Annotated in this window: 18 protein-coding genes; 10 read left to right on the top strand and 8 right to left on the bottom strand. The window is 62.9% G+C overall.

All coding sequences use genetic code 11. The features are described from left to right. Nucleotides 1-28 precede the first annotated feature (28 nt). From purL (WJU18_RS16445) to WJU18_RS16420, 6 genes are all read left to right on the top strand, one after another. Nucleotides 29-1,861 carry a phosphoribosylformylglycinamidine synthase gene (gene purL / locus WJU18_RS16445; protein ID WP_423453945.1) on the top strand — a complete coding sequence of 611 codons (1,833 nt, stop codon included), beginning with the start codon at nucleotides 29-31 and terminating at the stop codon, nucleotides 1,859-1,861. Next, nucleotides 1,858-4,047: a phosphoribosylformylglycinamidine synthase gene (purL, locus tag WJU18_RS16440; RefSeq protein ID WP_423453943.1), complete on the top strand. Its 2,190-nt coding sequence runs from the start codon at nucleotides 1,858-1,860 to the stop codon at nucleotides 4,045-4,047. Before purL (WJU18_RS16445) ends, purL (WJU18_RS16440) begins: the two co-directional genes overlap by 4 nt. A gap of 3 nt (nucleotides 4,048-4,050) precedes the next feature. Continuing rightward, a complete protein-coding gene (locus WJU18_RS16435) occupies nucleotides 4,051-5,058 on the top strand; it encodes a hypothetical protein (protein ID WP_423453941.1) in 1,008 nt (335 codons plus the stop codon). A gap of 96 nt (nucleotides 5,059-5,154) precedes the next feature. After that, nucleotides 5,155-6,183 (top strand): ABC transporter substrate-binding protein, encoded by a 1,029-nt coding sequence (locus WJU18_RS16430; protein WP_423453939.1) that lies wholly within the window; start codon nucleotides 5,155-5,157, stop codon nucleotides 6,181-6,183. A 46-nt stretch (nucleotides 6,184-6,229) separates the two neighbouring features. After that, nucleotides 6,230-7,066, top strand: a complete 837-nt coding sequence (locus WJU18_RS16425) for an ABC transporter ATP-binding protein (protein ID WP_423453938.1) — start codon at nucleotides 6,230-6,232, stop codon at nucleotides 7,064-7,066. After that, entirely contained in the window at nucleotides 7,063-7,854 is a 792-nt protein-coding gene (locus WJU18_RS16420) for an ABC transporter permease (protein WP_423453936.1), read from the top strand. The genes WJU18_RS16425 and WJU18_RS16420 overlap by 4 nt, the downstream gene beginning before the upstream one ends. A 2-nt stretch (nucleotides 7,855-7,856) precedes the next feature. Here WJU18_RS16420 and WJU18_RS16415 read toward each other — a convergent pair whose 3' ends face one another. Together WJU18_RS16415 and WJU18_RS16410 are read right to left on the bottom strand one after the other, a co-directional pair. Continuing rightward, complete coding sequence (locus tag WJU18_RS16415; protein ID WP_423453934.1) at nucleotides 7,857-8,333, bottom strand: universal stress protein; 477 nt, start codon at nucleotides 8,331-8,333, stop codon at nucleotides 7,857-7,859. A gap of 78 nt (nucleotides 8,334-8,411) precedes the next feature. Continuing rightward, nucleotides 8,412-10,547: an AsmA family protein gene (locus tag WJU18_RS16410; RefSeq protein ID WP_423453932.1), complete on the bottom strand. Its 2,136-nt coding sequence runs from the start codon at nucleotides 10,545-10,547 to the stop codon at nucleotides 8,412-8,414. A gap of 91 nt (nucleotides 10,548-10,638) precedes the next feature. Here WJU18_RS16410 and WJU18_RS16405 point away from each other — a divergent pair, with 91 nt between their 5' ends. The 3 genes from WJU18_RS16405 (at nucleotide 10,639) to WJU18_RS16395 (ending at nucleotide 15,241) form a co-directional block, all read left to right on the top strand. Further along, entirely contained in the window at nucleotides 10,639-11,415 is a 777-nt protein-coding gene (locus WJU18_RS16405; RefSeq protein ID WP_423453930.1) for a DUF1624 domain-containing protein, read from the top strand. Between the two features lie 108 nt (nucleotides 11,416-11,523). After that, on the top strand, nucleotides 11,524-13,362 hold the full coding sequence (locus WJU18_RS16400) for an alpha/beta fold hydrolase (RefSeq protein ID WP_423453929.1): 1,839 nt from the start codon (nucleotides 11,524-11,526) through the stop codon (nucleotides 13,360-13,362). A 67-nt stretch (nucleotides 13,363-13,429) separates the two neighbouring features. Then, entirely contained in the window at nucleotides 13,430-15,241 is a 1,812-nt protein-coding gene (locus WJU18_RS16395; protein WP_423453927.1) for an alpha/beta fold hydrolase, read from the top strand. Here the strand turns inward: WJU18_RS16395 and WJU18_RS16390 are convergent. The 6 genes from WJU18_RS16390 to WJU18_RS16365 all read right to left on the bottom strand — a co-directional run bounded on the left by WJU18_RS16390 (nucleotide 15,220) and on the right by WJU18_RS16365 (nucleotide 21,704). Next, nucleotides 15,220-18,018: a glycosyltransferase gene (locus WJU18_RS16390; protein WP_423453925.1), complete on the bottom strand. Its 2,799-nt coding sequence runs from the start codon at nucleotides 18,016-18,018 to the stop codon at nucleotides 15,220-15,222. The two genes, WJU18_RS16395 and WJU18_RS16390, sit on opposite strands and share 22 nt — an antisense overlap. A 19-nt stretch (nucleotides 18,019-18,037) precedes the next feature. Then, nucleotides 18,038-18,856 carry a peptidylprolyl isomerase gene (locus WJU18_RS16385; RefSeq protein WP_423453924.1) on the bottom strand — a complete coding sequence of 273 codons (819 nt, stop codon included), beginning with the start codon at nucleotides 18,854-18,856 and terminating at the stop codon, nucleotides 18,038-18,040. Between the two features lie 125 nt (nucleotides 18,857-18,981). Beyond that, nucleotides 18,982-19,248, bottom strand: coding sequence for a BolA family protein (locus WJU18_RS16380; RefSeq protein ID WP_423453922.1), 267 nt, complete (start codon nucleotides 19,246-19,248; stop codon nucleotides 18,982-18,984). Next, entirely contained in the window at nucleotides 19,245-19,808 is a 564-nt protein-coding gene (locus tag WJU18_RS16375) for a septation protein A (protein WP_423453921.1), read from the bottom strand. Before WJU18_RS16375 ends, WJU18_RS16380 begins: the two co-directional genes overlap by 4 nt. Before the next feature lie 7 nt (nucleotides 19,809-19,815). Further along, on the bottom strand, nucleotides 19,816-20,223 hold the full coding sequence (gene msrB, locus WJU18_RS16370) for a peptide-methionine (R)-S-oxide reductase MsrB (protein ID WP_423453920.1): 408 nt from the start codon (nucleotides 20,221-20,223) through the stop codon (nucleotides 19,816-19,818). Further along, on the bottom strand, nucleotides 20,220-21,704 hold the full coding sequence (locus WJU18_RS16365) for a protein adenylyltransferase SelO (protein WP_423461022.1): 1,485 nt from the start codon (nucleotides 21,702-21,704) through the stop codon (nucleotides 20,220-20,222). The genes msrB and WJU18_RS16365 overlap by 4 nt, the downstream gene beginning before the upstream one ends. A gap of 146 nt (nucleotides 21,705-21,850) precedes the next feature. Between WJU18_RS16365 and WJU18_RS16360 the strand changes: the two genes are divergently transcribed. Next, a complete protein-coding gene (locus tag WJU18_RS16360; RefSeq protein ID WP_423453918.1) occupies nucleotides 21,851-23,479 on the top strand; it encodes a 3-(methylthio)propionyl-CoA ligase in 1,629 nt (542 codons plus the stop codon). Nucleotides 23,480-23,548: the final 69 nt, after the last annotated feature.

Genomic DNA, 23,548 nt, shown 5'->3' with positions numbered 1-23,548 from the left:
AGCCTCCCGCCACCATCGGCTCCGTACCGTGACCCAGCACATTCAATTTTTCGAGGGCGGTAACGCGCTCAGCGATTTTCGTGTTCGCCAGTTGTTGCCGCGCCTGCAGGCTGTGGAAGCGAAAATCAAGGCGCTTTCTGCGCGTTTCGTGCATCTGGCCGCATTCGAAGCCGTGCCCGCCGAGGCGGAAAAAGACCAGCTGGCGGCGCTGCTGCGCTACGGCGAGCCCGCCAGCGAGGGGAGCAAAGGGGCGGCGGTCATCGTGGCCCCTCGCCTGGGTACGGTGTCGCCCTGGGCCAGCAAGGCCACCGACATCGCCCGCAATTGCGGTATTGCGCTGCACCGGGTGGAGCGGCTGGTCGAATACCGGGTCGATTCTGGCGGCCGGCAACTGCCGGACGCCACGTTGCAGGCCGTTGCGGCGCTCCTGCATGATCGGATGACGGAAAGCGTGCTGGCCTCCCGCGAGGAGGCCCGCTCGCTCTTTACCACGCTCCATCCGCAGCCCATGGCGCATGTCGACGTGCTCGCCGGAGGCAAGGCCGCGCTTGAGAAAGCCAACGCCGATTGGGGCCTGGCCCTGGCGGCCGACGAGATCGACTACCTGCTCGATGCCTTCACCCAGTTGGGCCGCAACCCGAGCGACGTGGAACTGATGATGTTCGCGCAGGCCAACAGCGAGCACTGCCGGCACAAGATTTTCAACGCCCAGTTCACGATCGATGGCGTGGCGCAGGAGCGCAGCCTGTTCGGCATGATCCGCAACACCCACGCCCTGGCGCCGCAGCACACCGTGATCGCCTACAGCGACAACGCCGCGGTGATGGAAGGCGGTGTCAGCGAAGTGTTCCAGCCGCAGCCGCTGTCCGGCCACGGACAGGTGCATGAGGCCCGCTATCAGAAGCAGAATGAGCTGCGCCATGTGCTGATGAAGGTGGAAACCCACAACCATCCCACGGCGATCAGCCCTTTCCCCGGGGCCAGCACGGGCGCCGGCGGTGAAATCCGCGATGAAGGCGCCACAGGGCGCGGCTCCCGGCCCAAGGCGGGCCTCACGGGCTTCACGGTGAGCAAACTGTGGGACAGCGCGCTTGGCAAGCCTGAGCACATGGCCGGCCCGCTGCAGATCATGACCGAAGGCCCTCTGGGCGGCGCGGCGTTCAACAACGAGTTCGGGCGTCCCAATCTGGCTGGCTATTTCCGTGAATACGAGCTGGAAGTGGCTGGCGTGCAGCGCGGCTACCACAAGCCGATCATGATCGCCGGCGGATTGGGCAGCATTGATGCCCGCCTGACGAGCAAGATCGAGTTCCCGGCCGGCAGCCTGCTGATTCAGCTTGGCGGGCCAGGCATGCGCATCGGCATGGGCGGCGGCGCGGCCAGCTCCCTGGCCAGCGGCACCAATGCCGCGCATCTTGATTTCGATTCCGTGCAGCGGGGCAACCCTGAGATCGAGCGGCGCGCGCAAGAAGTCATTACCCAGTGTCAGGCGCTGGGTGAGGCGAATCCGGTGCTGGCCATTCACGACGTGGGAGCGGGCGGCCTGTCGAACGCCTTCCCCGAGCTCACCAATGACGCTGGGCGGGGCGCGAGCTTCGATCTTCGCTCTGTGCCGCTCGAGGAAAGCGGGCTTGCACCCAAGGAAATCTGGTGCAACGAGAGCCAGGAGCGCTATGTGTTGGCCATCGCCCCCGAATCGCTGCCTTTGTTCGAGCAGATCTGCGCCCGCGAGCGCTGCCCGTTTTCGGTGGTGGGGGTCGCCACGGAAGAGCGCCAGCTGGTGGTAGGCGATGTGGATCTGCCTTCTCTTTCTCAGGCTGGCATAGGCAGGGGGAGGGGCAGCCGGTCGATATGCCCATGAACGTGCTTTTGGGCAAACCGCCCAAGATGCACCGCGACGTCCAATCCGTTCAGCGCGCATTCACGCCGCTGAACCTGGACGGCCTCACGCTGCAGGATGCCGTCATCAAGGTGCTGAGCCATCCCACCGTGGCCAGCAAGCGCTTTCTGATCACCATCGGCGACCGTACCGTGGGCGGGCTGACGCACCGTGACCAGATGGTCGGCCCGTGGCAAGTGCCTGTGGCCGACTGCGCCGTGACGCTCGCGGACTATGCGGGTTTTGCCGGCGAGGCCATGAGCATGGGCGAGCGCACGCCCCTGGCCGCGCTCGACGCGCCCGCCAGCGGCCGCATGGCCGTGTGCGAAGCCATCACCAACCTCCTGGCCGCGCCGATCGATCTGCCCCGCGTGAAGCTTTCAGCCAACTGGATGGCGGCCTGCGGCGAGCCGGGCGAGGACGCTGCTCTCTACGCCACCGTGCAAGCCGTGGGCATGGAGCTGTGCCCCGCATTGGGCGTGTCGATTCCCGTCGGCAAGGATTCGCTGTCGATGCGCACGCAATGGCAGGACGAGAGCGGCAGCGCGAAGAAGGTCACGTCGCCCGTGAGCTTGATTGTCAGCGCCTTCGCCACTCTGGGCGACGTGCGGGGCACCCTTACGCCGCAGCTGGAGGCCCAGGACGACACTACCCTGATCCTGGTCGATCTGGGCAAGGGCCGGCACCGCCTGGCGGGCAGCGTGCTGGCGCAGACCATGAATCAGTCGGGTTGCCCAGAGAAAGATGGTGTGCCCGATCTGGACGACCCGCAGGACATGGTCAAGCTCGTGTCCGCGGTCAATCAGCTGCGCGCCGACGGGAAAATCCTGGCTTACCACGACCGCAGCGACGGCGGCTTGCTGGCTTGCGCGGCTGAAATGGCGTTCGCCGGCCATGTGGGCGTGGCCTTGAATGTGGACCTGTTGGTGACCGAGGGCGACGGCATCAGCGACAGCCGGGCCGAATATGGCGACGCCAAGAACTGGGCCAGCCAGGTCAGCGCGCGGCGCGAAGAACTGACCTTCAGGGCGTTGTTCGCCGAAGAACTGGGCGTGGTGCTGCAGGTGCGCACCGCCGAGCGCGACGCGGTGATGCAGGTGCTGCGCGCCCACGGCCTCTCCAAGCACAGCCACTTCATCGGCAAGACCAGGCCGTCTTCCTCGTCCATCGACAAAGGCAAGGGCGAGCTTTCGGTCTGGCGTGACGCCAAGGAGATTTTCAGCGCGCCGCTGCACGATCTGCACCAGGTGTGGGACAGCGTGAGCTGGAAGATCGCACGCGAGCGGGACAACCCCGCGTGTGCCGACGCCGAGCATGCGGCGGCTGGCGTCCCGAACGACCCGGGCCTGCATGTGCACCTGGTGTCTGCAGGCGCGGCGCCTGCAGCCCCTGCGTTCAACGGCGCCCGCCCGCGCGTGGCCATCCTGCGCGAGCAGGGCGTCAACTCGCATGTCGAGATGGCCTACGCCTTCACCGAGGCTGGCTTCGAGGCGGTCGATGTGCACATGACCGATTTGCAGACCGGCCGTGCCACGCTGGCTGATTTCAAGGGCATGGTGGCCTGCGGTGGCTTCAGCTACGGCGACACCCTGGGCGCCGGCATCGGCTGGGCGCGTTCGATCACCTTCAATCCGCGGTTGGCCGAACAGTTCCAGTCGTTCTTCGCCAGGGGCGATACCTTTGGCCTGGGTGTCTGCAATGGCTGTCAGATGTTCGCCGAACTGGCCGACATCATTCCCGGCGCGGAAAGCTGGCCCCGTTTCACTACCAACCAGAGCGAGCGGTTCGAGGCCCGGTTGGCCATGGTGGAGGTGCTTGATTCCCCGAGCCTGTTCTTCACGGGCATGACCGGCAGCCGCCTGCCGATCGCGGTGGCGCACGGCGAAGGCTACGCCAATTTCAGCGCGCGCGGCAATGCACAACGGGTCATTGCGGCGATGCGCTTCGTCGACAACCACGGCGCAGCCACTGAAGCCTATCCGTTCAATCCGAACGGCAGCGCGGGCGGGCTCACCTCTGTGACCACCGCCGATGGCCGCTTCACGGCACTCATGCCGCACCCAGAGCGTGTGTTCCGCAATATCCAGATGAGCTGGACATCACAGGACAGGAGCGATCTCAGCCCCTGGATGCAACTGTGGCGCAATGCGCGCAAGTGGGTGGGATAAGCTTTGCGACTGCTTACGCCCTTGGCCTTGGCCTTCATCCTGGCCGGTTGCGCCGCGCCATCGGTTCAGGATGCGGGGCCTCAGCCGGCCTCTGAAGCTGCACCCGATGCCCAAGGCACCGCCGCAGCCGAAGGCACCGCTGCCGACGTGAAACCCCCCAGGGTGCTCAACGGCACGCCGTTTCCCCACGTCACGCTGACTGGCGTGGACCAGTTCGGCGAGTACTTCTCGATGGGGCTCAAGATCAGCTACGACATCGACGCCCAGGGCAGGCTGGAGCCCGCCGAGCGCGCTGAGCATGAGCCCATGATTGACGGCGACACGCCAACTGCCGACGAGCACAAGTGCACGGATGCCGGTGGCCCCTTCAATCAGCTCACGACCTGGTTTCCCGACGCTGGCATTTTCGTGGCAGGGGCTACACTGAGAAGCCTGCGTTCGGCCCAGGGCGAAACGCGCCCGCTGCTGGGCATGGCCAAGACCGATCACGGCCTCATGGCCGTCGCGGGCAAGGATGCCCGTGCCATCGAATACGCCTATTCGCCTTGCGTAGGATCCAAGCGCGTGGCCGCAGGCCATCGTACAGTGGCTTTCGTGGAGCCCGGAGACAAGCTGGGCATCGTGCCATCGGGCTCGGGGGCTCGCGGCCGCACGGTAACGCTCACCATGCCCGAACACCCGCGTCCTTATGTGGTGCTGGATTTTGCGCGTGGCGGCATGCGAGCCATTGCGCCCGCGCGCCTGGTGGTGCTGGCCATTGATTGGCCGCGCCGCAGGGCCGTGGCGCAGTACCAAGTCACGGCTGCACTGTCACCCCGTGTGGCCAGCGCTTTCTGGTCAGCCACGCTGCCGCCGGATCTGGCGGGAGGGCATATCTCCGCACCCAAGGCCGCCTTCAACCAGGCGGCGATCAACTACCTGAAGACCTGCCCGGCGCCCAGAAAGCCCATGGATCCCTGCGCGAATCCACATGGGCCTCTTCCGGACGCGCTTCAGCGGCCTTTGCCGTAGAGCCTAACGCGGTCTTGGGGTAATCCTGCGTCCGCTGGCTTCAATGATTTGCTAAAGTTTTTTGGTTATAGCTACCGCTTTGAAGGGAAACAGTACATGCGCCGCACTATTTTGAAAACCCTGCTCGCCGCTCCCGTTGCCACGGCATTCCCGGCGGTGTGGGGACAGGCTGCCAAGATCGAAAAACCCAAGCTCACCATTGCCGTGGGCGGCAAGAACCTGTTTTATTACCTGCCCCTGTCCATCGCGGAGCGGCTGGGGTATTTCAAGGCCGAGGGGCTCGATGTCGAAATCCCGGACTTCGCGGGCGGCTCCAAGGCCCTGCAAGCCCTGGTGGGGGGCAGCGCGGATGTCGTCTCCGGCGCTTACGAGCACACCATCAACATGCAGGCAAAGAACCAGGCCATCCAGGAGTTCGTGCTGCAAGGCCGGGCACCCCAGATCGTGCTGGGCGTCTCCAACAAGACCATGCCGGACTACAAGTCGCTGGCCGATTTGAAGGGCAAGAAGATCGGCGTATCGGCACCAGGATCGTCCACCTCGATGATGGCAACCTATGTGCTGGCCAAGGCCGGCCTGAAGGCGTCCGACGTCTCGTTCGTGGGGGTGGGCACCTCCAGCGGCGCGCTGTCGGCGGTGAAGTCCGGACAGGTGGACGCGATTGCCAACCTCGATCCGGTAATCACCATGCTCGAGCGCGACAAGGCGATCCGCGTGGTCTCGGACACCCGCACGCTGAAGGACACGCAGACCGTCTATGGCGGCCCCATGCCCGCTGCTTGCCTGTACGCGCCGGCGAAGTTCCTGGCCGAGAATCCCAACACGGCTCAGGCGCTCGCCAACGCCATGGTGCGCGCGCTGCGCTGGCTGCAGAAGACCGGCCCATCGGAGCTGGTCAAGACCGTGCCGGAGTCCTACCTGCTGGGCGACCGCTCGCTGTACCTCGAGGCGTGGCAGCACGTGAAAGAGGCCATGTCGCCTGACGGCATCATGCCGGACGCGGGGCCTGCCACCGCGCTGAAGATGCTCCAGACCTTCGAGGCCAGCATCGCGGACAAGAAAATCGACCTGTCGAAGACCTACACCAACGCTTTCGCCAAGAAGGCCGCTGCAAAATACGCTTGATCTCCATGGGGTGGGCAACAAGTGCCCGCCCTACGTCATTCCACACATGAATTCCTCCATTCCCGCGCTCGATCTGCAAGGCATCAGCGTCGTTTTTAGCAGCCCGGATACCCCAGGCCAACGCTATGTGGCCGTGCAGGAGGCCACCCTCACGGTGGCCCCTGGTGAATTTGTCTCTGTGGTCGGTCCTACCGGCTGCGGCAAATCAACCTTGCTGAATATCGGGGCAGGCCTGTTGCAAAGCTCCGGTGGTGCGGTACGCGTATTTGGCGAGCCGCTCGAAGGTTTGAACCGCCGGGCCGGCTACATGTTCCAGGCCGATTCACTGATGCCCTGGAAAAATGCGCTGGACAACGTGACCGCGGGTCTGATTTTTCGCGGCACACCCGCGGCCGAGGCCGAAAGCCAAGGCAGGGCCTGGCTGGCGCGGGTGGGCCTTGCCGGTTTTGAAGACCGCTATCCGCACCAGCTTTCCGGCGGTATGCGCAAGCGCGTATCGATGGCACAAACGCTCATCATGGATCCAGATATCGTGTTCATGGATGAGCCTTTTTCCGCCCTCGACATTCAGACCCGCCAGTTGATGGAAAACGAGTTGCTCGACTTGTGGGCCGCGCCGGGGCAGGGCGGTCATGGCAAGGCCGTGCTGTTCATCACACACGATCTGGATGAAGCCATTGCGCTTTCCGATCGCGTGGTGGTGCTCTCAGCCGGTCCGGCGACGCGTCCGATTGGTGAATTCACCATCGATTTGCCGCGTCCGCGCGATGTGGCGGAAATCCGGGAGAACCCCCGTTTCGCAGAATTGCATGCCGCCATCTGGTCGGTGCTGCGCGATGAAGTTCTGCGCGGCTACGAGCAGCAGAAGCGAAAGGCCGCATGATGAGGCAAACATCGCGTTTGGCCTTGCGGGCCTGGCAGATCGGCTTGCTGCTGGTCATTCTGGTGCTCTGGCACTTTGCGTCGAATGCCTCCGACCAGGTGGCGTTCTTCTTCGGCAAACCAACCGAAGTGGCTTCCAGCCTGTGGCGCTGGTTCGTGACCGATGCAGATATCTACATGCATCTGGGCGTGACCTTGATGGAGACGCTGCTGGCTTTCGCGATCGGTACCGTGGCGGGTCTGGGCGTAGGCCTTTGGCTCGCCCTGACGCCTTTCGCCTCGGCCGTGCTCGACCCCTATCTGAAGGCCGCGAACGCGATGCCCCGGGTGATTCTGGCCCCCATCTTTGCGCTGTGGTTCGGCCTCGGTATCTGGTCCAAGGTGGCGCTGGCCGTGACGCTGGTGTTCTTCATCGTCTTTTTCAACGTCTATCAAGGTGTTCGGGAAGTCAGCCCCGTGGTGCTTTCCAACGCCCGCATGCTGGGCGCCAATGCACGGCAGCTCCTGCGCCATGTATATGTGCCCAGTGCCATGAGTTGGGTGTTCTCCAGCTTGCACAGCTCGGTGGGCTTGGCGTTCGTGGGTGCCGTGGTGGGTGAATATCTTGGCTCGGCGCGCGGGGTCGGCTACCTGATCCTGCAGGCGGAAGGCAGTTTCGACATCAACACCGTGGTGGCTGGTATCGTGCTGCTTACTGTATGCGCGCTGGTGCTTGATGGATTGGTGGGCGTTGTGGAGCGGCGCCTGATGAAATGGCAGCCGCGCAGCGGGCAGACAGAGAAGCTGTGAATTTATTCGTTTGAATCCGCGGCTTCGTCCGGTGCGTCTGATGCTGGAGGTGGCGGCTTCACCAGCAGCACCGGTACCGGTGAATCCTGGATCAACCGGCGGGAGGTGGAGCCTCCCTCGAACGCGCGGCGGATCGCGCTGAGGGCACGCGAGCCCATGACTACCATGTCGCAGCGGTGTATTTCGATCAGCTCCAGCATGGCTTGCACGGGGTCGCCTGAAATTACCGCGGTTTCAAAGTCCGCGCCGGCTTCTTGCAGCAATTGGGCCGAGGCTGCCATCAGATCCTCGCCCGCCTCCTGGGCAGCATTGCCGATGAGCTCCATGTCTTGCGCGGTGACCATCTCGTAGAACGAAGCGGGCTCCTGCACATTGGCCAGCACGAAACTGGCGCTTAGTCCTTCACGCAGCAATCGCAGCGCAAAACGGGTTTCATGCAGCGAGAGTTCAGTACCGTCAACAGGAAGAAGGATCTTCATAGGGGCTCCCAGGAAGTCAAGGTCAAGGGTTGGCTCGGCTCCATTATCGCCACAACCACGGTTATCAATGATTTGCGCTTAGCGCTTTGGCGAACCGCTGGAAAATTCTCCGGCAGCGGGTTGTGGGGAAGGCTCCGCTCGTTTTGCTGAACTCCGGGCTGCAGGTTCTTCGGTCGGCGCGGACCCTGTCCGGCCCACCTTGGGTGGCTTGGCCGCTGTTGCCAGAAGGGGAGCGCAAGCAGCATCGTCTTCGGCGCCGGGTACGGTAATGGGTACCAGGGCCAGGGCCGCCGGTGCCGCGGCCGCCGCCGCCGCCACGGCGGCCGCGCGCAGGAGTAATGGCCCTGGCTTCACGCCCACATGCGCATTGGCAAATGGTCCGCGCACCTCCAAGGGCGTACGCAGCGAGAAGAACTTGAGCTTGTACGCTTTCGGGTTGACATCCAGATCGGCCATTTCATTGGCCATGTCCACGGTGCCGGTGATGTCGATCAGTGCATCTTCCGTGTTGATCTTCACATTGCGTGCGTACGCCACCCCGCTTCTCACCGGTACGTCGGCGATCGCGCAGCGCAGGCTGACCTCCTTGTCGGAGCCAAACAGCTTGGAGAGCACCACGCTGCCGAGATTGAGACCTGCCAGATCCAGCAATTGCTTGCTCATGACACCGTCGCGCACGTAGAGTTTGGCTTCTCCATTGGCACTGGCCAGAATCTTCGCGATCGAGGGGCCCTGGCCGTTCAGCGCTACACCGCCATCCATGCGTCCCAGGCTTTTCTTCATCAGCTCGACCTTCGGGAACAGCGAGGAGAGGCTCAGATCTCGCACCTCTCCGCGCACGGAGACGCGAAGCGGCTTGGCCTTGGCATCAAGCTCCACCTGCGTCTTGAAGCGGCCCTTGGCTACGCCGAAATCGAGGGGCGCGAGCTTGAGCTGGGCGTTTTCCAGCCGGGCATGTACGCGCAGGCTGTCAATCGGCACGGCTTCCGGGCGCAGAACGCGTTGGGCAGCGTAGTCGATGTCGAGATCCATCTTGTCCCAGCGTTCGGTGGCGAACGGATCGTCGGGCAATACCTTGCCCGGGCGCGCTTTCTTCTCGGGCGTGCTGGAGCCGACACCAATGGTAGGCCCCAAATCCGCGAGCCGCAGTTGGCGCGAGCTCATCTTGCCCGTAAGCCGGGGGCGCGGTTGTGCCGAGGTGTAGGTGAGTTGTCCGCGCAGATCGCTCTGGCCCACGGAGCCGGTGAAATCGTTGTAGCTCCACACGGCTCCGTTCGGCTTGAGCGAACCTACGAGCCGGCCGCGGGTTTGAAACGGCGGTGTATCGGGCAGCACCAGGCCTGTGAGCCCATAAAGTTGCGCCATGCTGTCGCCCTTGACCGAAACCCGGAGATCCAGCCCCGAAAGGGCGCGCGGATTCTCGATGATGCCCTCCGCCGTGGCGCCCAGGCGCCCTGCATGGGCATCGAATTTCAGCGGGTAGTCGATACGCTCGTCACGCAGCGACAGCAAAGGTCCCGCCTTGCCTTCTCCCTTGACTTCGGCTTTACCATAGCGGCCGCTGAGCGTGAAGCCGATGCCGTAACGGCCATCCTCGGTATCGGCGGGCCGAAGGCTGGCTAACTGCGCCCGTACGGCCAGCTTGGTTTTGGCATCGTCATAGGCCAGCAGGCCGTGATCGACCGAAAGGCGGCCCAGCGACACGCGCCAGCGGCTTTCTCCGCCGGCGGAAGACTCGGGTAGCTCGAATGTCCAATTGCTGCTGCCGTCAAGTTTGCGGATCAGCTGCACATCGGGTTCGGAGAGCGCCACACTGCGAATATCAAAATGACGCCAGAGCAGCGGAGGCAGGGCCAAGCGGATGCCCGCCTGGCCGATACGGGCAAATTTTTCTTCCTGGCCCGGCGCAAGGCCCGCGGCAAACCCGGCCGGGTTACCGATGAACACGTCGTGTGCCTGCACCAGCGGGCCAGGGATCCAGCGTTGCCAGCCTGGCTCTGCGGGTTGTGGCCACTGCCAATGGACTGCGAGATCACCTTGCACGGCAAAATCCCGGCCCAGTGCCTGCGAAACCTGTTGATTGACCCAGGGGCGGCTCTTGTTCCAGTCGTACAGGTAAACAAAGGCCAGCGCTCCGGCCACGAGCAACACCAAGGTCAATGCCAGGGCCCACACGACCCTGAGCGTGATTCGAAAAATCCGGCTCTTAGTCATCTATTCGAATAGTAATGACGAATGGCCCGCCCGTGAGGCTAATATGGGCGCGCGCGCCTTTGTCCTACGCCCGAATCCGAATCTGCTTTCCATGCCTTTCCAAACGGTTGCCCGTCCCCAGCGCTTAGACCGCCTCGACGCGTTCCGCGGTATCGCCATGGTGTGGATGACGCTCTACCACTTCAGCTTCGATCTCAATCACTTCGGATACATCCACCAGAACTTCTATGACGATCCACGCTGGACCTTGCAGCGCACGGCCATCGTCAGCCTGTTCCTGCTAGCCGCGGGCATGGGGCAGGCGGTTGCGGTGCGGCAGGGGCAGACCTGGCCGCGCTTCTGGCGCCGCTGGGCGCAGGTGGCAGGATGCGCGCTGCTGGTATCGCTCGGTTCGTGGTGGATGTTTCATGAGCGCTTCATCTACTTTGGGGTACTGCACGGCATGGCGGTCATGCTGCTCATGACGCGCTGGTTGCTGCTACGCGGCTGGATGCGCAAGGGCAGGGGAATCGTCTGGGGGGCTGCGCTGATCGTGCTGGCTTTTCTGCTGCCACAGGCACTGGCCCACAGCGCGCCGTTGTGGTTGACTGATCTGCTGAACAGCCGATGGCTCAACTGGCTTGGTTTGATCACGCACAAACCGTTGACCGAAGACTACGTGCCTTTGCTGCCATGGCTGGGGATCATGTGGTGGGGCGCCTCATTCGCTCAATGGCTGCTGGCAAGGCACCCCGCAGCGCTGGCCGGAACATCAGGGGCCGATGGCCTGGCAAAGCTCGGGCGGTGGAGCCTCAGCTATTACATGCTGCACCAGCCCATACTGGTGGGCCTGTTCATCTCATTGGCGGCTCTGCGCCATATCGCCTGAGAACGTGAACACATTCTGAAAGATTACCGGATTTCAGGGATACCCGGGAGAAGTCATGTCTTGTAGCATTTGAAAACAAGACTCACAGACTCTCAAGGATTTCCCCGGATGAATTTCAGCCGCCTTTCCGCCAAGGCTTGCAAGGCGCTAGCTTGCACCACCATTGTTGCCGCCCTTGGTGCGTGCGGCGGAGATGGCGATCCCGATCCTCTGCAAAAATATCGGGAACAGACCGTTCAATGGACTGAGTGCGATTCGACCATTTTCGGCTCCAGCAGCGCGGCCCTCCATGAATTGACCACAGCAGCCGGCGACCGGCTGCGCTGCGGCTTTGTGCGTGCTCCGCTGGATTGGTCGAATACCGAGCGGGGCGACATCGTGGTGAGCGTCATGCGCTTGGCTGCCGGCAAGCCCGGGCAGCGGCGCGGGGCTTTGCTGTTCAACCCCGGCGGCCCTGGCGCGGACGGTCTCAGCACGACCTTCGCACTATTCGGTGCTTTCTACAAGAGCAACCCAGAGAGCCCGCAAGGCGCGAGGCAACTGCGCCTGCTGGATGAGTACGACATGGTGGGATTCTCTCCCCGCGGTACCGGCGCCAGCACGCAACTGCAGTGCGGCACCAATGAAGTAGAGCGCGCTGTGCTGACCAGCGCGGCGGAGTGGGATACGCCTGAAAACATCGCCAACGCCAATTACAACGGCCGCAAGACAGCCGAAGCCTGCCTGAAGAACCCGATCACGCCCTACATCAATAGCGATGCCACGGCGCGCGACATGGACCTGATACGTGGCCTGCTGGGAGACGACAAGCTGAACTACCTGGGCTACTCTTACGGTACCTGGCTGGGCGCATGGTATGCAAGCCTGTTCCCCGAGAAAGTGGGCCGCATGGTGCTGGACAGCTCGACCGATTTCTCCACCACGCTCGAGCAAACGGTTCTCGCTGCCCAACCGCCCGCCCGCCAGCGCCTGCTCGACGACGTGATCGTGCCTTACGCGGTCCGGCACGCCGACTATTTCCAGCTTGGCACCACGGCGGCAGAGGTGCAGTCCATCATGCCGGGCTTGAGCCCTCGCGTGCAACAGGTATTGAGCGGCCCCATCTCCTCGTACAGCTATCAGCGCACGGGCGCCGACAAATACCTTGAAGCGATCGCTGCTGCGCGCGGGATGGATGCCGTGCTGAAAGCGGCGGCCGATCCTGCCGACATGGACGCCGTCGACAAGGCGCTGGACGGGTATGTGTTCGACCCCTCGAACCAGAAGCGGAACACGGACATCCGCGCGGCAGCGGAAAACCTCCAGCGAAGCTACGCAGCCAACTGGATCAATCCGCAGCCAACAAGCATTGCCTTGGACTCCTCGAGTGCGGTATTGACGGCCATCCATTGCAACGACTCCGCCGCGACAACGGATTTGACAGCCTGGGCCAGCCTGGTGCGCGGTTTGGCGCAGCGCGCGCCCATGTTCTTCTCGGGGCTGCTCGGTGTGCACACCTGCGCTTTCTGGGGTGGCCCCAAGGTCAGCAAGCCCGATCTGGCCTCCATGAAGCCGCTCGATATCCTCTTCGTGCAATCGCAATACGACGCCGCCACCAACACCGATGGAGCCAACGCATTCTTCGCCCAGTTGCCCGGCGCGCGCCGCGTCTATGTGCAGGGGGAGTACCAGCACGGCGTCTATCCTTACACGGACTCTTGCGTGGACCCGCTGGTCACCAACTACTTGCTGGGAGACACCCTCAGCGAGCGCGAAGCGATCTGCCCAACTCATCCGTTGGCGCAGGACGCACCAAGCGGAGGCCAGGCAGCCAGTTCAGAGCGGAAGGCCGCTAGCGCCGCGGAGCCGGCTGGCAGCGTACCTCCGGTCTACAAGGATCCGAAAGAGGCGTCCGAGTTGATCGATGAGTTCAAACGAGGGCTGATTCCACCCAACCTGCGTCAGTGAGTCTGCTGCTGCCAAGTACTGCGGGGGCACAAGCAGCATGAAGACACCTCCACTTCTCGATCAAAAAATGGTATCTACAAGAAAACCCTGGCGCATGGGCGAATGGCTGTTGTCCGCAGTGGTGATTTCCGGCCTTGTTGCCTGCGGTGGAAGTGACGGGTCAGATCCCCTGCAGCCGTACCGGGAGCAGACTGTTCAATGGACAGAGTGTGACGCCACCATTCTGGGCATGGCCAATACGACGTTCGACGAATTGAAAGGCTCGGATCGCTTGCGCTGCGGCTATATCCGCGCGCCGCTGGACTGGGCCAACGCCGAACGCGGTGATGTTTCGATCGCGGTCATGCGTCTGGCCGCCGCCAAGCCCGAGAATCGGCGCGGTGCGCTGGTGTTCAACCCCGGTGGGCCCGGGACTGATGGCTTGTCCCTCTCATTGCGGCTGTTCGCCGCCTTCGCGAAAAGCAATCCGGAAAGCCCGCAAGGCGCCGAGCAACTCCGCTTGCTTGACGAATACGACATGGTCGGATTTTCGCCTCGCGGCGTCGGCGCCAGCACACGGCTTGATTGCGCGACCAACGAATTGACACGTTTCGTGGACGAAACCCCCAGCGGCTGGAATACGCCAGAGTCTCTGGAAAACATTGAATACAACAATGGGAAGCTTGCCGAGGCTTGCCGCAAGAATCCGGTAACGCCGTACATCAATACGGACGCAACGGCGCGCGACATGGATCTGATGCGCGGTTTGCTGGGCGACGAAAAGCTCAACTACGTCGGCTATTCGTACGGCACGTGGCTGGGGGCCTGGTATGCAAGCCTGTTCCCCGAGAAGGTCGGCCGCATGGTGCTCGACAGTGCGGCCGATTTCAGCACCACCTTCGAGGCGGCGGCACTCACTCCTCAGCCTGTAGCTCGCCAGCGCTTGTTCGATGAGTTGCTATCGGCCTATGCGGTGCGCCATGCCGACTACTTCCACCTGGGTGAAAACCAGGCTCAGGTGCAGGCCATTTTCCCGAGCCTGAGCGAAAAAATGCAGGCTGTTCTTGGCCGCCCGCTGAGTGGTCTGGGGTACTTCCGGAAGGACGCCGACAGTTACCTGAATGCCGTCGCAGCAGGCAAGGGGCTGGACGCCGTCTTGAAAAATGTGCCGGATCCCGCGGACGAGGACGCGGTCGAGAAAGGGTTGGATGAATATGTCTTCGATCCAGTCTCCGCGGTGCGCGATGAGGAGCTGCGTGAATATGCCGGTGCCACCCTCTATGCCATCTATGAGCATCTGTGGCTGAACCCGGCATTCTCCAGCGTGGCCTTGAACCCGGCAGGGGGCCAAGCCGTCCGCTGCAACGATACCCCTTGGAGCACCGATTGGACCGCGTGGAGCGGGGTGATCCGGGATGCCGCCCAACGCGCGCCCTTGTTTTTCTCGACGCTGCTGGACCAAAGAGTTTGTGGCCTGTGGGGCGGCCCCAGCGTGAAAAAGCCGGACTTCGCGCCCATGAAGCCGCTCGACATACTGTTCCTGCAGTCCGAGTTCGATTCAGCCACGTACACCGGAGGGGCGAACGCCTTTTTTGCCCAATTGCCCGGCGCTCACCGGGTGTATGTGCCTGGGGACTATCAGCATGGCGTGTTTCCATACCAAGATGCCTGTGTGGATCCGCTCGTGACCAGCTATTTGCTGGGCAAGCCGGTGCCGTCGCGAGAAGCCATTTGCCAGGCCAAACCCATGCCGCAGGACGCCGAAAATTCCAGCGCAGGCGCGAAAAGCACGCAGAGCGGGGCGGGGGGCGCTGTTCCGGTCTATAACGATCCGGAGGAAGCCGGCAAGCTAATTGACGAATTCAAGCAGGGGTTGATTCAACCTGAAAGCGGCAGCTGAATTCCGGACCCAGGCTGGTCCGGAGCTGATTCGCCAGCGTACAGGGAGGCTGCAGGCGCTTCGGTGAGGAGTCCGGCCAGCAAGCCCTGTACCCGGCGCCCGAACTCCTGGCGGCCGCATTCGCGCTGCACACGCTCCGCTGCAGCCTCGCGGATCGCAGACCAGCGTGAGGCGTTGTGGTACAGCGCAGCGCAGGCGTCGGCAAACTCCTGCGGGCTGTCGGCCAGCATCATGTCCTCGCCGTCAAACCAGCTCAATTGCCTTCCAAGCAAGGATGAAGCGACGACGGGCACACCGTGCGCGGCCGCCTCGTACACCTTGAGCGGTACGCCGGCGGCAAAGCGGGCCGGCGCAATGAAGACCCGCGCTTGGTTGTAGAACGGCTCCAGATCGTCGATTCGTCCGTGAAAGCGCACGCGCGCATGATGGGCATAGCGCTGGCGCAGTTCGTCGGCGCACAAGCCCACCAGGTCCACGCCATAGCCACTGCCGAGCTGACGGTCGAGCAAGGGCATGATCTCCTCGATGAACCATTCGATGGCGTCCACATTGGGTGAATCCATCTCGGCCAAGCGGCCGACAAACAGCAGATGGGCACGCGCTTCGAACGGAGCCGGACTCAGGTGGAGGTCGACACAATGCCCGAGCACCCGCACATCGGCGCGCCCGGCACCGCGGAACATGTTGGCCTCGGCCTCGTTGACGGCAATGATGGTGTCGGCCTTCCGCGTCAGCGACATCTCATCCTGCAAGCTCATGGATGGCGCCGGGGACCCTGGGCGGGCCTGGCTGCGCAGCAACTCGCGCAGCGATGCGATCGCTTCAGCGTCGTAGATGATGTGCAGTCTGGCAGCTTCATCCGGATGCTGCTCAAGCCATGCGCTCACGGCCCGCATATTGTGGGGCCGGCTCACGACGAGGCAGTCGTAGTAGCCCTTGCGATCCTGCAGAAACGATATGAGCTGGCCTTGGCCGCCGCCGGCACGCTCCACACCTGCCGTCAGTGTGTCATGAGAGGCCATGAGGCCGGTGTTGCCCGGACTGGTGGCGTAATGAGTGACAAAGACCCCAGTCTCGCACAGTGAGGCCAGAAACTCATAGGCTCGGGGAAAGCCGCTGCCCAGGCTCGCCAGGGGCCAACAATCGTCGACGAACAGCAGGCGGGCAGGGTAGCGGCCCGGGGTCAGGCGGGCGTACAGCTCATCGGTGGTCAGGTGCGCGCAGGCCCGCTGCAGCCTGGCGGCGTGGCGGCGCTTGAAGCGCTCCCGGTTGTTGACGATGTGCTTGTTGGTGTTACCGTCGGCGCCATAGCTGGCCGACTCCACATGATCGATCTGGATACGCGGGCTGTAGACCACGCGCCATCCGGCCTCGCTGATCCGGACGCACAGGTCCACGTCCTCGTAATAGGCAGGCGCGAACAAGGGGTCGAAGCCACCCAGTTGATCGAACACCGCTCGCTTGACCATCAAAAACGCGCCGGAGCAGTAGTCCACATCTCTTTGGAACTGGTAGAGCGTATCCATGGGGTCGGCGCCGCGGCCGTAGCCCGAGGTGCTGCCGTCCTGCCAGAGGATCGAGCCAGCTTCCTGCAGGCTGCCATCCAGCAGCAGAATCTGTCCGCCAACTGCGCCTACGCTCGGCTCGTCATCCAGGATTTCGCATGCCGCGGAGAGTGCCTGGCTGCGCAGGGTGGTGTCGTTGTTGAGAAACAGCAGATTGCGGCCGCGTGCGGCCCGCGCACCGAGATTGGCCGCGCGCAGAAAGTGCAGGTTTTCCTGTTGGCGCAAAACGGTGCAGCCCTGCAAGCGCTCCAGCAACTGGGAGGTTTCGTCGGTGGAGGCATTGTCCACCACGATCACTTCGAGCGGAAGCGCCAGGTGCTGGTGGACCGACATCAGGCATTGCAGCGTCAGGGCGGCATTGTTGAATAGCACTACCACGATCGACACCGCAGGGTCGGGGTGGGGCGGAAACACCAGCCGGTTGTCCGCGCCGGCCAGGAACGCCCTCAACTGGCTCTGGGCCTGCTCGATATGCCGCGTTTTCTCTTGTGCCGGTAGCGCTGGCGCTCTTGCCTGATGGCGCGCCTGGGTTGCCGTCATGCCGTTGTTCGCGCCAAAGGAACGTCCGGATCTGCGCCCCTCCATCTCGAAGTGGTAGAGCGCGTTGACGCCCTTGCCGGCCAACTCAGGATGAAGGGCCAGGTAGCGGCGGGTGGAGAACCAAGGGCCGGGATCATGGCCGGCTTGGGCGCCGATCACCGTGTAGTGATAGGCCGGATGGGCTCCCAGCGCGGCCGCCTCCGGGTACTGGGTCCGGTACCAATCGCTGTCGAAGAAGGTGGAACGCGCCACCACCTTGGCCACCGGGTTGATCCCTATCAGCAGCTTGTGCAACTGCGGACGTACGAATTGAAGCGCAGGCGGCAGGCTGACCGGCATCTGCCTGCGGCACCAGGCAAGCAGGCGCGGAATGGCTGATGCGCGCCGCACATGTGGTGGCGAAGCCGCGAAATCGACTTCTTCGGCGTGCCGGTGCAGCAGGTCCATCAGCATCTGATCGTAGAGGCGAGTCTGGTGCTGCTGCCGCTGCTGGTGCGCGGTCAAATCTGCCTGCAAGTCGTACAGGCTTTGCATCAAGGCATCCCGCTCTCGCGTCAGATCCTTGGCTGCGCTCTCCCAGTGGCGGGCCTGGTTTTCAGCATGCAAGCAGGCCTGTTGAGCTTCTGCAGCGGACTGCCGCCATGTCTCGGCCTGTTGCTGCAGTGTTTCCACCTGTTGCCGTCGCCGCTGCTTACTCGACTTTGGCCTTCGAGCGCAGCTCTTCCTGGTACTTCGCCAGCTTCTGCTGCTGCATCTGCTGTGCGATCTGCGGCTTGACATCTTCGAACTTGGGCGCTTCGGGTGCCTTGGCGTCACGCACGTCGTCCACACGGATGATGTGATAGCCGAACTGCGACTTGACAGGCGCTTCGCTCGTTTGGCCCTTGTCCAGTTTCTTCAGCGCATCGGCGAACTCAGGCACGTAGCCTGCAGGGTTGGCCCAGCCCAGATCGCCGCCATTGGCGCCGGATCCCGGATCCTTGGATTGCTTCTTGGCGATGTCTTCGAACTTGCCGCCCTTCTTGAGCTGGGCGATGATGGCCTTGGCTTCGTCTTCCTTCTCGACCAGGATGTGGCGCGCCTTGTATTCCTTGGCGCCTGCCGGCGGCGTTTGGGCGCCCACGATGCGGTCGTACTCGGCCTTGGCCTCTTCGTCGGTCACCGGGTGCTTTTTCTTGTAGTCTTCAAACAGCGCGTTGATCATCACGCTCTGGCGGGCCATTTCCATCTGGCTCTTGTATTCCGGTGAACCTTCAACCCCTTTCCGTTGGGCCTCCTGCATGAAGATTTCGCGCGCGATGACTTCATCCTTCAACTGGTTCTGAACTTCAGGAGGTACCGGGCGGCCCGTACGCTGCGCTTGCAGCGCCACTTGCTCTTCCAGGGCCTTCAGACGGGCTGTGGGCACCGGCTTGCCATTTACTATAGCGACGTTCTGTGCCGCAGCGGGCAGTGCCAGGGCGCCCGCGAACAGGGCGGCTGCGGTGGCGGCCAGGAGTTGTTTTTTCATGAGTCTGTGTACCTTGGAAAACCCCTGCGGGGCGAGCATGTGAGAAAGCAATGAGATTAGGGCACGCGGGGGAAGTTCTTGATTCAACCCGTTTCAGCGTGTTTCCAATGCATTTTTGCGGCGTTTCAGCGGGTTTCTATCGCGAGGGCGTGTACGCCTTGATCAATGAAAATTTGCAATGCATCATACACAAGCCGGTGCCGGGCCACGCGCGTCTTGCCGGCGAACTGCGGCGCGGCAATGCGCACCCTGAAGTGTGTGCCAAAACCGGTGCCGTTGGCGCCCGCATGGCCCGCGTGCTGCCAGCTCTCGTCCAGTACTTCGAGTTCGGTCGGTTGGAGAACGGCCTGCAGGCGTGCGGCCATTTGATCGGCCAGTGAAGAGGTGCTCATTGGACGTCTCCGGGCGGCTCGGCGGGCTTGTCGGTGTCGTCCACGATGTGGCGGGCGACGTAGAAGCCCTGGCCAATGATGAAGGCCAGCGGGAACACATAGCCCCAGAGCTTGAAGCTGGCCCAGGCATCTGTGGAGTAATAGGCGGCCACATAGCCGTTGATCGCGGCCATGAATAGGCAATAGACCACCCAGATCGTGTTCAGCCGCACCCAGACGTTTTCCGGCAGGGTGATCTGGTTGCCCAGCATCATCTTCAGGAAATTCTTGCCAAAGCCCCAAAGCGCCACCGCCAGCGCTACCGCCATCGCGGCATAGAGCACCGTGGGTTTCCACTTGATGAAACGATCATCCTTCAGGATCAGCGTGAGGGCGCCGAAGATGAGGATCAGCGCCAGCGTGGCCTTGTGCATGGCGCTGAGTTTCTTGTCCATGAAGTAGATGATCGCCATCTGCACCACGGTGGCGCCCATCAGCACGGCGGTACCCGCATAGATGCCGTACAGCTTGTACGCAATGAAAAACAGTACAAGAGGGACGAAATCGAGCAATATTTTCATAAAGGAATTATTCCGCAGTGAAATCCAGCGAGGCGGAGTTCATGCAATAGCGCAGGCCGGTGGGGGCTGGGCCGTCCGGGAATACATGGCCCAGATGAGCACCGCAGTTGGCGCACACGGTTTCCACCCGCACCATGCCGTGGCTGGTGTCGCGCCGCTCCTCAATGGCGCCGGGGATGGCCAGTGAAAAACTGGGCCAGCCGCAACCAGCATCGAATTTGGTGTCCGAGTCGAACAGCTTGGCGCCGCAGCATACGCAGTGGTAGCTGCCGTCGGCCCAGTGCTGTTCATATTTGCCGGTGAAAGGGCGCTCGGTGGCGGCATGGCGCGTGACCTGATAGGCGGCCGGCTCGGCGCCCTTGGCGTCGAGCAGTTCGCGCCATTCAGCATCGGTTTTTTCTACAGGATGGGTCATGATGAGCAACTGATCTGGATGGAGGAAGCCCAGTCCGGCGGGAAGCCAGCCCAGGCAGCGTGTTCAGGATGGTCCTTGAACGGATTTTCAAGCACAGCCAAAAGCTGTTCGACCATGGAAAAGTCCTTTTGGTTCGCCAGCGCGATGGCTTGTTCAGCCAAATGGTTCCGAAGCACGACCGAGGGGTTGTTCTCGAGCGCGAGGCCAGCTTCCGGCTGGGGTCCGCCCTGCGCCGAATGCTCCTGAAACCGCTGCAGCCAACGGTCCGCGGCAGCCCGGTCCACGAAGAGATCGCGCAGTGTATCGGCAGACGCCCCAGCCAGATGCTCTGCCCAGCGGCGCCAGAAAATGGGGTAATCGGTACGTTCGCCGGCCATCAGCGCCAGAATGTCCGCGGTCAGTGCTCGGGTGCCGTCGCTGGCCTGGGCAAAGCCCAGCTTGGCGGCCATGCGGCGGTCCAGCTCGGCGGGGAACAGGGCTTTGTAGGGCTCCAGAGCAGCCATGGCATCGTCCGGCTCGCCGATCAAGGGCAGCAGTGCCTGTGCCAGGGCAAAGAGATTCCAATAGGCCACCTGGGGCTGCTGCTTGTAGGCGTAGCGGCCGCTGGTGTCGGAGTGGTTCGATATGTGGTTAGGATCGAAGCCATCCATGAACTGGAAGGGGCCGTAGTCAATGGTCAGGCCCAATATGCTCATGTTGTCGGTATTCATCACCCCATGGCAAAAGCCGATCGCCTGCCAGGCCGCCATCAACGAGGCGGTGCGGCTCGTGACCTCCGCCAGCAGCGCGGCGGGCGGGTTGGCGGCATCGCGGCAGGCGGGGTAGAAGTTGTCGATCACGTAGCCGGTCAGTTTCTTCAGCTCTTCATGCTGCCCGGTATGGCTGAAATGCTCGAAATGGCCGAAGCGGATGAAACTGGGCGCCGCACGGGTGACCACGGCGGCCGTTTCAATGGTTTCACGGCGCACGGGTTGATCGGAACCAGTCACGCACAAGGCCCGGGTGGTGGGAATGCGAAGCGCGTGCATGGCTTCGCTGCACAGGAACTCGCGGATCGAGGAGCGCAGCACCGCCCGGCCGTCGCCCATGCGGGAGTAGGGCGTCATGCCGCTGCCCTTGAACTGGAGTTCGAGCGACGGACCCTGCGGCGGTGTCACTTCACCCAGCAGCACGGCACGCCCATCGCCGAGCTGGCCCGCCCAGACACCGAACTGGTGGCCGCTGTAGACGCTGGCGAGTGGCTGGCTGCCGGCGAGCGGCCGGTTGCCCGAGAAAGCCTCCAGCGCCTCCTGGGTGCGCCACCAGTCTTCCTCCAGCCCCAGTTCGCGGGCCATGGATTGGCTGCGCGCCACCCAATAAGGCTCGCGCACGGCCACAGGCTGGAGCCGCGTGTAAAACGCCGGCCCCAAGCCGGCAAACCGGTTGTGCCAGGGCAGGCCCGTATCAAAGGCCTGATTCGCGAGTTGCGCCTCTTCTTGCATGCCCGCATTGTCGCCGACCCTGCTCGTCCTGCAGGAAGCTTGCATGGGAGACCCTGGTGTAATCACTACCTCCGGGCAGCCAGATTCAGGGCTAAGGCTGGTACACAATGTCGCGATTGACAACGTATTTTTCAGGAGATTTCCCGATGCTCGGCCAGATGCAGAACCACCCGCTGCTGATTTCAACTCTCATCGACCATGCCGCCAGGCACCACGGCGATGGGGAAGTGGTGTCGCGGCGCGTAGAAGGCGATATCCATCGCTATACCTGGGCCGATGTGCAAAAGCGCGCCAAGCAGGTGGCCAACGGGCTGGACGAGCTGGGCCTGAAAGCCAGCGACCGCGTGGGCACGCTGGCCTGGAACGGCTACCGGCACCTGGAGCTGTATTTCGGCGTGAGCGGCTCGGGCCGCGTGCTGCATACCGTCAACCCGCGCCTGCTGCCTGAGCAGATCGCCTGGATCGTCAATCATGCCGAAGACCGGATCATGTGCTTCGACATGAGCTTTCTGCCGATCATCCAGGGCATCCATGCGCATTGCCCTCAGGTGACCCACTGGATTGCCCTGTGCGATACCGACAAGCTCCCGCAGGATTCCGGAATTCCCAACCTGCTCAGCTACGAGGCCTGGATCGGCGCTCAATCGAGCACTTACACCTGGCCGGTGTTCGACGAGAACACGGCCTCCAGCATGTGCTACACCAGTGGCACCACCGGACATCCGAAGGCGGCGCTGTACAGCCACCGCTCCACGGTGCTGCACGCCTACGGCGCCGCATTGCCGGACGGCATGAACCTGTCGGCCAGCGATTCGGCGCTACCGGTGGTGCCCATGTTCCACGTGAACGCCTGGGGCATGCCTTATTCGGCCGCCATGGTGGGGGCCAAGCTGGTTTTCCCGGGGCCGGCACTGGACGGGAAATCCGTCTATGAGCTGATGGAGGCCGAAAAAGTCACGTTTGCCGCGGGCGTTCCCACTGTGTGGCAGATGCTCCTGGGCTATATGAGCACCAACGATCTGCGTTTTTCGACCTTGACGCGCACGGTCATTGGAGGCTCCGCCTGCCCGCCGGCCATGATCGAGTCTTTCAACAAGAATTACGGTGTGGATGTACTCCACGCCTGGGGCATGACCGAAATGAGCCCTCTGGGCACCGTGTGCACGCTCAAGGAGAAGCACCGCGGCTTGTCCGATGAGGGCAAGATGCAGATCCGCCTCAAGCAGGGCCGCGCGATCTACGGCGTCGACATGAAAATCGTCGGCGACGATGGCCAGGAACTGCCTTGGGACGGCAAGACGTATGGCGATCTGTACGTCAAGGGCCCATGGATTCTTGAAACCTACTACAAGAACGAAGGCGGCAATCCGCTCATCGACGGCTGGTTCCCCACTGGCGATGTGGCCACCATCGATCCCGATGGCTTCATGCAGATCACCGATCGCAGCAAGGACGTCATCAAGTCCGGCGGCGAGTGGATCAGCTCTATCGATATCGAGAACGTGGCCATGGCTCACCCGGCGATCGCCATGGCGGCGTGCGTGGGCATGCCCCATCCCAAATGGGACGAGCGCCCGATCGTGGCGGTGGTGAAGAAGCCGGGCGCTGAGGTCACGCGCGACGAACTGCTGGCCTTCTATGAGGGCAAAGTGGCCAAGTGGCAGAAACCCGATGACGTGGTGTTCGTCGATGCCATTCCGCTCGGCGCCACTGGCAAGATGCTGAAAACCAAGCTGCGCGAGCAGCTCAAGGATTACAAGCTGCCTGGGCTCTGAGCCCCTGGGGCCGCGGGCGGGTTTGAAACCCGCCTTTTTTCCTGTCCGGCTGCGAGACAATCGCATCCC

Source organism: Ottowia sp. VDI28, assembly GCF_049532675.1.
Taxonomy (GTDB): Bacteria; Pseudomonadota; Gammaproteobacteria; order Burkholderiales; family Burkholderiaceae_C; genus Ottowia.
Note: the sequence above shows the minus strand (reverse complement) of the source record. Positions and strands in the feature narration are given on the sequence as shown.